7 protein-coding genes are annotated in these 9,331 nt (G+C 41.6%); 3 read left to right on the top strand and 4 right to left on the bottom strand.

The annotated features are described in order from the left end of the window. Positions 1-213: 213 nt before the first annotated feature. The 4 genes from MLE14_RS15925 to MLE14_RS15910 form a co-directional block, all read right to left on the bottom strand. A complete protein-coding gene (locus tag MLE14_RS15925) occupies positions 214-1,593 on the bottom strand; it encodes an O-antigen ligase family protein (RefSeq protein ID WP_243299405.1) in 1,380 nt (459 codons plus the stop codon). Between the two features lie 114 nt (positions 1,594-1,707). Next, positions 1,708-2,811: a glycosyltransferase gene (locus MLE14_RS15920; protein ID WP_243299404.1), complete on the bottom strand. Its 1,104-nt coding sequence runs from the start codon at positions 2,809-2,811 to the stop codon at positions 1,708-1,710. Further along, on the bottom strand, positions 2,808-3,536 hold the full coding sequence (locus MLE14_RS15915) for a WecB/TagA/CpsF family glycosyltransferase (RefSeq protein WP_243299403.1): 729 nt from the start codon (positions 3,534-3,536) through the stop codon (positions 2,808-2,810). The genes MLE14_RS15920 and MLE14_RS15915 overlap by 4 nt, the downstream gene beginning before the upstream one ends. Positions 3,537-3,548: 12 nt before the next feature. Beyond that, positions 3,549-4,823 (bottom strand): nucleotide sugar dehydrogenase, encoded by a 1,275-nt coding sequence (locus MLE14_RS15910; RefSeq protein WP_243299402.1) that lies wholly within the window; start codon positions 4,821-4,823, stop codon positions 3,549-3,551. Between the two features lie 342 nt (positions 4,824-5,165). Here MLE14_RS15910 and csaB point away from each other — a divergent pair, with 342 nt between their 5' ends. The 3 genes from csaB (at position 5,166) to murJ (ending at position 9,299) form a co-directional block, all read left to right on the top strand. Continuing rightward, positions 5,166-6,275, top strand: a complete 1,110-nt coding sequence (csaB, locus tag MLE14_RS15905; protein ID WP_243299401.1) for a polysaccharide pyruvyl transferase CsaB — start codon at positions 5,166-5,168, stop codon at positions 6,273-6,275. A gap of 270 nt (positions 6,276-6,545) precedes the next feature. Next, positions 6,546-7,718, top strand: a complete 1,173-nt coding sequence (locus MLE14_RS15900; RefSeq protein ID WP_243299400.1) for a glycosyltransferase family 4 protein — start codon at positions 6,546-6,548, stop codon at positions 7,716-7,718. Between the two features lie 54 nt (positions 7,719-7,772). Further along, on the top strand, positions 7,773-9,299 hold the full coding sequence (murJ, locus tag MLE14_RS15895; RefSeq protein WP_243299399.1) for a murein biosynthesis integral membrane protein MurJ: 1,527 nt from the start codon (positions 7,773-7,775) through the stop codon (positions 9,297-9,299). Positions 9,300-9,331: the final 32 nt, after the last annotated feature.

Genomic DNA, 9,331 nt, shown 5'->3' with positions numbered 1-9,331 from the left:
CGTACTAAATGATCTTGTGGTACTAGTTGGTCAATCGCGATCACTTCTAATTGGTCTCTTTCAATATTATTGTTTCTCGTCATCATAATCCATCACCTCTAGATATCTCATTATAAATATTGTAAATGAAAAAAGACTGTAGGCAAACTCGATATTATCGAGTTTGTCTACAGTCTGACACCACCTTTCATTTATAGAAAGGTGGTGTGATTTTTATGCATCTTTAAATTGTTTTTGATTCAAATAAAGGAAAGCTAATGCCAACGCTCCGACTAGCCAGAATACCACATTTAACCTTGGGATAAACATGAGGTTGTTCGACAAGTTTTGTACCATGAAGGTGGTGCTTCCAACAAATAGCCCGGCTGCGATGACCTTTCCTTTTAGATCCGGCTGCTTAAAGAATAAGCGCAGGATATAAAGGAAGAAGATCACGTAGATGGACATGAAGGTTAGAATACCGATTGTACCGCCTTCGGCCATTACCTTGAGATAAGAGTTGTGGACTGAATAGGTTTCGTGGCCAATATAGAGCTCCGGATATTTGTCAGTGAAGTCGCTATACCGATCGTAGTAGTTCCCAATCCCGACTCCGAGAATTGGGTTGTCTCTGAACATAAACCATCCTGTTTTCCAGAGGGTTGTACGGGAAACAACGGCTCTTTCGGTTGTTTCATCTTCTTTATCTTGTTCCTGATCCTCTGGATCCTCTCCTTCTTCTCCTGGTTCTTCTGGCGCTGCGACTTCCCAATTAGGAAAGACTAGCTTTTGCATTGCATAAATCGCAGAATTTGTTCTAGATTGAACATCTGGCATGAAATAAACCGAAACAATTAACACGGTAAATGCAATTAACATATGCGGCTTGAAAAAGCCTTTCAGGAATCTCTTTGGCATGAAGAGAATCGTTAAGAAGAATGCACAGAACATTGTAACCCAAGCGGCACGTGTATAGGTAAAGATTAGGTTAATGACATAAATGGCAAAGAATCCAAAATACAAGAACTGCCATTTTTTCTGTTGGAAATATACAACACTTAATAATACAAGTGTTGGAATCACGTAATTAAGGAAAGAAGAGAAGTAATTTGGGTTCTCTAGCGTTCCATCAACGCGTCCTTTTGCTTCTTGAAGAGCGTATAGTCCTGCCTTATTTAAGGAAATATCAAACACATATTGAATGATCCCAAAAAATCCGATTAATAAGGCTGTTGCTCCGAATACTTTTGCAAAAGTAAAATATTGTTCTTTTGAAAATTTTACTTTTACTACAATTGTAAATAGGAAAACATACGATAGGAATCGCAAAATTTCCATAATCGCCGGGGCCATGTATTCTGCTTTGATTAACGAAAGCAGGGATGCGACAAAGAAGGAAATAAATGCGATTAAAATCGGCATGACCGGAAAGGTATTAAGCTGTATATTTTTCTTCCAATAATCATATGCTGCTGCCAGCACTAGCAATGGAATGAGAATAATTTCGATACTAATTGGGATTGGTCCCAGATATTCTTTCCAATATACTATTGGAACCAGGCAAAGCATGGCTATTACAACGTAATACGTTAGGCTGTTTTTAGTTTCAATCATAATCTGTAGGTTCCCCTTTTTAGTTTCACAGTACGTTCATTACAATAATAAAAATTTTTATGTAGGGCAATGAATATTTTTTCCATTTTAAACCCTAGGACAAATTTGTACGATCTATTGCTTCAGTAATTTACTGTAGGTTTCGGTTGTAAGTTTAACTAAGTTATCTAATGAAAAGTTTTCCTCGGCATGCTTGCGAAGGGATTTTCCCTTCTCTTGTAGCATTCCTTTTTCCCATGATTCATACGCAAAATTTATTGCTCTTTCATAAGCGGCTTGGTCACCAACTGGCACAACCCAGCCCATGTCAGGCTCCAAAACTAATTCTTTTACCCCGCCAACATCAGTTGTGATGACTGGTACCTCTTGATTAGCAGCCTCCAGCAGGGAAAGCGGAAAGCTTTCACTTTCAGATGCGAGTAATGCAACATCAGAAATTGAATACAAGTCGGCCACATCTTTGCGGAAGCCTAGCATCAAGACTTGAGATTGTAGGTTTAATTGTTTAATTTTTTCGTCAATCTCCTGTCTGTTCGGGCCGTCTCCGATAAGGAGCAGCTTTACTCGAGGATTGTTTAAGTTATGGAGTGCATTTAACACGAGGTTATGTCCTTTTACGGGATGAAGTCTTGCAATAAAGGCCATAATAAAATCCTCTTGAGATAATCCAAGGTCCTCACGGAGTGGATCAGCTTGAGGCACTGGGGATGTAAAATCAATCCCATTGTAAATGGTTTGAATTTTTTCTCCTCTAATCCCAATCTCCATTAGGTTTTGTTTGAATCTCTCTGAAACCGCGAAGAAGTAATGAATTTTTTGATAGGACCAAAGATTAAGCTTTGTGAATAGCTTGCCCTTTAGACCGCCTTTCATGAAATCAAGCTTTGGATCACTGTGGATGGTAGTGACCCAGCGGCAATTGGTTTTTCCAATCATAAGGGTTGTAAGAAAGTTTGCACGCGGTCCATGAGTATGAAGGATGTCAAAGGCTTCTTTATTTATAAACGAAGCAAGCTGATGCAACACCGACAAATCATAACGCGATTTTTGCCGGAATACCTCTACCCGTATTCCCGCATCTTTTGCTTCCTGTGAAAGAGCTCCTTCCTGGAAGACGGCTAGACATATTTGTTCTTTTGGAAACTTTGCGAGGAGTGTCACGACATGCTTACGGGAGCCGCCGGTTTCTCCGCCGCTGATTAAGTGCAAAATTTTCATCTAGCCTGATCCTTTCTAGTAAATAGGACTTTAAACAGGAATTTGGGAAGTGCGAGCTGGCGCTTGAAACGCTTGGGTTCTTTCATGAGCCGGTAGAGCCATTCAAGACCGAGTTTGCGAAACCCTTCTGGCGCTCTTTGTACGTGGCCAGCATATACATCAAAGCTACCGCCAACTCCTTGGAATACTTTCACATTGAGCCGAGGCATGTTTTCACGAATCCAGAGCTCTTGTCTCGGACTTCCTAAAGCAACAAATAAGATATCGGCACCTGATGCATTGATTTTTTCCACAAGTGCTTCTTGGTCTTGGACGTATCCATTCTCGTATCCTGCTAATTGAATGGCAGGATGCTTGATTTGGATATTGGCAGCTGCCTTGCTTACGACCTCTTCTTTTGCCCCATAAAGAAAGACTTTGTACCCTTCCTGCTCCGCCATTAAGAGAAGGCGCTCCATCATGTCCACACCTGTGACTCTTGATTGGATGTCGCCTCCTTTTAATTTTGAAGCCAGCAAGATTCCGACTCCATCAGGAATCTGGAAAGTAGAGCCATTAATCAGCTCTTTTAGCTGCGGATTATTTTGAGCAGCCATTACTTTTTCAGGATTGACAGCAATAATGGTTGATTGTTCCCCAGAGTGAATCCTTGATTTTAGTGTTTCAACAATCTCCTCATAAGAAAGAGGTGATACATCCACACCAAAATAGGTCTCCTTTTTCATGCTATTCTCCCCTTACTCTTGAATTGCTTTTAGATGAGACAGATTTCCTAACCGGTAAATCGTTACTCCTTCAATCTCATTCACACAATTCTTCGTATCAAAGATAACTGGAGTCTTCATTTCTCTCTTTAAGACTTCGCCATCAATGTTTTTAAACTCATTATGGTCAGCCAGCACAACGATAAGATGCGCATCTTTGATGGCATCCTCAAAGCTGTACAGCGGGAATGATACCTGCTCTTCCCGAACATGCGGGTCATGAGCCACCACATTCAGTTTTGGATGCTTGTGAAGTGATTCCGCAATATCGAGTGCCGGACTTTCACGCACATCATCTATATTTCCTTTATACGTCAAACCAAACAAGGCAATTTTTGGATTTGATAATTCAGACGTTAACCGCTCGATTTGCGTTTCAACGTAGTGCGGCATCGAGTTATTAATTTTTCTCGCTGTTTGAATCAGCGGAGACTCTTCCTGCGCTTTTTCAACAATAAAGTAAGGGTCAACCGCTAGACAATGTCCGCCTACACCGGGACCTGGCAAATGGATATTTACACGCGGATGGCGGTTAGCGAGCGCGATAACTGAATGAGCGTCTACGCCGAGTTTCGCAGAAATTTTCACTAGCTCGTTAGCAAGGGCAATGTTCACATCACGGAATGTGTTTTCCATCAGCTTAGACATTTCGGCTGTAACTGCTTCGGTTTCCATGACATCGCCTTTGACAACAGCACGATACACGTCTGCAGCTTGTTTCGCAGCTTCAGGTGTAATACCGCCGACAATGCGAGTGTTTTCAATGAGCTCTCTTAGGATTTGTCCTGGAAGAACACGTTCCGGACAGTGTGCGATGGCCACGTCCTTGTATGGATCGAGTCCAGCTTCTTTAATGATTGGTGCGACTAGATCATCCATTGTTCTTGGAGGAATGGTGGATTCAACAATCAGAACATTTCCTTTTTGAATAAATGGAGTGATCGATTGCACCGCATCTCTTACATAATCCACGTTGGCAGTTTGATCTGGGTGGATTGGTGTTGGCACTGCCACGATATATACGTCTGCTGGTTCTGGTGTAAGAGAAGCACGAAGCTTTCCTGCTTTTACAACTCTCTCAACGACTTCAGGCAGACCAGGTTCTTCAATATGAATTTTTCCATTATTTAAAGAATCAACGACTTTTTGATTAACATCGACGCCGACCACTTCAAAGCCTGCTTGGGCGAAGATGGCGGATGTAGGAAGACCAATGTATCCTAATCCAACGACACATATTTTTTTCATTAAAAAAAGACCTCGCTTTTTTTGATTTCTAGGTGGGGGTTCTCAGGTGTTTGGATGCAGGTCAAATTCGCGCATGATTTTTTTATACAATACGCAGGATCGATTCTGTTTCTGACCCTTTCACCTTTTCCCACATTCTGATATGAAATTAATTCTCACCTAGTATATCATGTCAAAATTCGACTTGCATTAGTTTTCATTGTTGTTTACTTAGGGTAATGATAAAATATAGCATGAATTTTGTTGGAATGCCTTGTGAGAGGGGGATTGATCCTATGGTTCTTATATTCCCTTCCTATATAATAGGGTAAACCTTGTAAGACTGCAAAAGGAGGAGCATCCTTGAAATTTGTTATTTCTGGCTTTTACGGCCTTGGAAACACTGGTGATGAAGCAATTTTAGAAGCAATTATTGACAATTTACGCACAAATTTTGATAATCCAGAAATTACCGTTTTTTCTTTATCTCCAGAGAAGACGGCAAAGGAACATAATGTCCGTTCCGTTTACCGTGCGTGGCGGCGGGAAAATAAAGAGAAAGTTCGCGAGCTTAGATCGGCTGATTTATTGATTAGCGGTGGAGGTGGACTTCTACAGGATACGTATCCTACCAAGTTTTTGTTCGGACCTCTTCCCTATTATTTGCTAATTGTTTTACTGGCAAAGCTTTGCGGAACAAAAGTAATGTTTTTCTCACAGGGAGTCGGACCGGTCAATTCCCGCTGGGGCAAGTTTTTAATGAAGCTTGCGAATTTAGCTGATTTTATCACGGTACGTGATGAGTATTCGAAGGAGCTTCTGCATAAGCTTGGCGTTACAAAGCCTGAGACGGTAGTCACATCAGATATTGTATTCGCGTTTCAGCCGAAGGAAGATAAAGCCTGTGTGGAGTCTTTGCCGTTGAAGGGCAATGAGCGGCTGATTGCTGTTTCCGTGCGGCCATGGCTCGGACGAACCAAACAGTTTGAGCAAATGGCTGTCATTTTGGATGAGCTGATTGAGAAAAAGGGAGTCACCCCTGTCTTTGTTCCGATGGAAGGACATCATGATGAAAAGGCAAGCAAAGATGTGATGGCTCATATGAAGCATGCTGATCAGTGCTTGCTGCTTGGCAATGATTTCACGCCGAACCAATATTTACAGTTTATCGGGCAGTGTGAAATGACGATTGGTATGCGTCTGCATGCGTTGATTTTCTCGACTTTGATGGGAGTTCCGCATATCGGGTTAAGCTATGATAAGAAGGTCGAAAGCTTGCTGAAGCGTAACGGAATGTGGGAAGTTTCGTCTGTATTAGAGGAAGTCGATGAGAAAGTCATGGTTGATAATGCGTTGAAGATCTTGGACAACCATGAACATTACGCTCATATTGTAAGGACGAACGCGGATGAGCTAAAGAAAGAAGCGTTGAAAAATATAGAGTTGCTGAAGGAGAATTTTGTCCGGGACTGATTCAGGTTAACTGTGGCTCAGTTCTGTTATCGGGTTTTGAGTTCGTTAATCCGTGTGCTGAGTTCGGTTATCAGCATTTGAATGCGGTTATGTGAGCTCTAAGTTCGTTTTCCTAGTGCTGAGTTCAGTTATTTGAGATCTAAGTTCGGTTAACGATGCCCTGAGTTTGATTATCTGACTCTAAGTTCGTTTAACCGGCACTGAGTTCGCTTATTTTAAGGGGTTTAGTTAAAAAATTAGACAAATCCCCTACCCAAGGAGGTAATACTCATGAAAATATTAATTGCGACGGCATATGATTATCCTCATGCGGGAGGTCTCTCCACTCATGTGACAACGCTAAAGGCTGGACTTGAGTCACTTGGCCATGAGGTGGATGTTTTATCGTTTTCGGATATCCCTTCACCCGTTCGAAAGCTTTATGCACAAGGGCCATCCTTTGTATTGAATAAAATCAAAAAAGGCAAAGGCATTGTCTGGAGTCATAATGTCAGAAAGCGCCTGCTTCAAGGGCTGATTAATAAAAATAAAGAAAAGCAATATGACTTGATTAATGCACAGGATCCTTTTACAACATTAGCAGCACTAGAAACAGGAATTCCTACCGTTTCCACTGTGCACGGCTATATGACGTTTGAATCGGTCAGTAAAGGATCAATGGATGAACACAGCCCTGAAGCTGATTATATGAAGGAAGTTGAAGTTCGTTCCTATAAAGGAACCCGGGCCATCATTACGGTGGACCAGCGCTTAAAAGAATACGTTAAAGAAGTTTCTGGTGTAGAAGCTACAGCCATTCGGAACTTTATTGATATTCATCAGTTTAAGCCTGATCAAGCTAAACGAGATGAGTACCGAAAGAAATACGGAATTGATTTAAATAAGAAGGTTTTATTTGTTCCTCGCCGTTTGACGAAGAAAAATGGAGTTATATATCCGGCACTTGCGTTACCTGCTGTTTTGAAAGCACACCCTGATACTCAATTGATTTATGCCGGCAGCGGTGAAGCCATGAGTGAAATTCAAAGCATCGTGGCAAGAGAAGGTCTTGAACAGCATGTTACCTTATTAGGTGCGGTTCCTCATGATACAGTGAAAGAGTACTATGCACTGTCCGATGTTGTGTTAGTACCAAGCGTACACTCTGCGGGTGTTGAGGAAGCTACATCGATTTCTGCTCTGGAAGCAATGGGATCGGGCTCTCCATTAGTAGCGTGTGCAGTAGGAGGACTAAAAGAAATCGTCAATCACAGAGAAGACGGTCTTTTAGTTGAAGAAAAAAATGTTGAACAACTGGCTGAAGCCATTGTAGCGCTGCTCAACAACCCTGAACTTGGCCAAGAGCTAGCTCAAAAGGCCCGTGCTAAAATTGAGCGTGAGTATTCTCACCTGGCTGCAGCTAAAAAATATGAAGAGATTTATAAAAATGCTTTAAACGTTTAAAGCCATTGGGGGTCTGGCCCCCTTTTTTCATTAATATTAAAGAAGGTGACGGCGATGGCAAATCTGAAGAAGGCTGCCATTTGGATCACCCTGTTAGCGATTGTTTTGAAGCTATCGGGTTTTTTACGGGAAGGTATCGTAGCTCATCAGTTTGGTGCAAGTGACTACACTGACGGCTATAAGCTTGCCTTTACGTTTATTACATTAGTAGTTGCCATGATATCTGTCGGGTTTAACAATGTGTTTCTCCCGCTATATATGAAGGAAAAGAAGGAAAAACCAGTTGAAACGGAGCGCAATGCGAATGCATTAATGAATATAACCGTCGTCATTTTCCTGGTTTTATCTGTACCTCTTGGAATTTGGGCAGATGACATTGTGCCTTTCATATACGGCAACATGACATCTGTTGCTGAAGAAGTAGCAGTCAATATGACCCGCCTCTTTTTCTTCGGGATGGCTGCTATCGCATTAAGCGGAATTTTAGAATCTTATTTACAGTCGCGGCGCACCTTTGTTCCAACTCATATTTCTAAACTGTTAGCCACCTTAATGAGTGCTGTCTTTGCCATTCTTTTCTCTGAGCAATGGGGCATTTACAGTTTAGCCTATGGATTTTTATTCGGTACCGTCTGTGGTGTGATCATACAGTTCATCTACTTACGAAAAAGAGAGTTTTACTGGAAGCCGCAGATGAAGCTGGATCAAACATTCCGGAAGACTTTTATCGTATTAATCATACCGGCTCTTTTAAACTCAGTGGTCGGACAGGTTAATATGTTTGTCAATAATATCTTTGCATCTGGAACCATCTCAGGCGCCGTTACTTATTTAAATAACGCTTCCCTTGTCATTAGTATTCCGAGTGCTATTTATGGTACAACCATTGCGACGATTATTTTTACGCTGCTCTCTGAAAGAGTAGATGATCAAAAAGGGTTTCAGCAAACCTTTTATGATGGAATGCGCCTGACCTGGCTAACGCTTTTACCGATTACTGGAGGATTATTAGTCGTTGGTTATCCGCTGCTTGAGTTCATTTATCAGCGGGGGGCTTATACAGCCGATGATACACAGGGAGCTTATATTGCTTTATTGTTATACTTGCCAATGATTTTGACTCAAGGTCTGCAATACATCGTGTCAAAATCTATGTATGCTAAGGGGAAAACAGCCGTAGTATTCCGGATAAGTGTGACGACAATTGTATTAAACATTATTTTAAACTTCTTGCTGGTTGATCGATTTGGCTATCCGGCTCTTGCTCTATCCAGTTCACTTGTTTCGATTTATTTCTTAACCGTTTCTACGTTAGTTGTGTATCGTGAGTTTGATAAGGGAGAAGGCAAAAAGCTGGCAGCCCTATTAATTCGAGGAACCTTGCCAACATTCGTTATGGTTTTGCCCTTATACGGCCTGCAGCAAACCGGTCTGCTCGACCCGCTCTACTCCTTGCTTGAACTGATGATTTATGTGCCATTAGGTGTCATACTCTATGTCGCAGGACTCTACTTCCTTTACAGAGAAGGATTTAATAGCTTAATGCAAATGGTGAGAAGAAAAAGAAGGAAAGCTAATTGATCGAATATGAAAATCCCTTAGGCAGAAAACTG

It is taken from the genome of Bacillus litorisediminis (assembly GCF_022808645.1).
In the GTDB taxonomy this organism is placed as follows: domain Bacteria; phylum Bacillota; class Bacilli; order Bacillales; family JC228; genus Bacillus_BF; species Bacillus_BF litorisediminis.
Note: the sequence above shows the minus strand (reverse complement) of the source record. Positions and strands in the feature narration are given on the sequence as shown.

What these genes read in the sequence shown, in the direction of transcription:
- MLE14_RS15900 (WP_243299400.1), top strand. Translation starts at nt 6,546, where the DNA reads ATGAAAATATTAATTGCGACGGCATATGATTATCCTCATGCGGGAGGT.
- MLE14_RS15925 (WP_243299405.1), bottom strand. Translation starts at nt 1,593, where the DNA reads ATGATTGAAACTAAAAACAGCCTAACGTATTACGTTGTAATAGCCATG.
- MLE14_RS15920 (WP_243299404.1), bottom strand. Translation starts at nt 2,811, where the DNA reads ATGAAAATTTTGCACTTAATCAGCGGCGGAGAAACCGGCGGCTCCCGT.
- MLE14_RS15915 (WP_243299403.1), bottom strand. Translation starts at nt 3,536, where the DNA reads ATGAAAAAGGAGACCTATTTTGGTGTGGATGTATCACCTCTTTCTTAT.
- murJ (WP_243299399.1), top strand. Translation starts at nt 7,773, where the DNA reads ATGGCAAATCTGAAGAAGGCTGCCATTTGGATCACCCTGTTAGCGATT.
- MLE14_RS15910 (WP_243299402.1), bottom strand. Translation starts at nt 4,823, where the DNA reads ATGAAAAAAATATGTGTCGTTGGATTAGGATACATTGGTCTTCCTACA.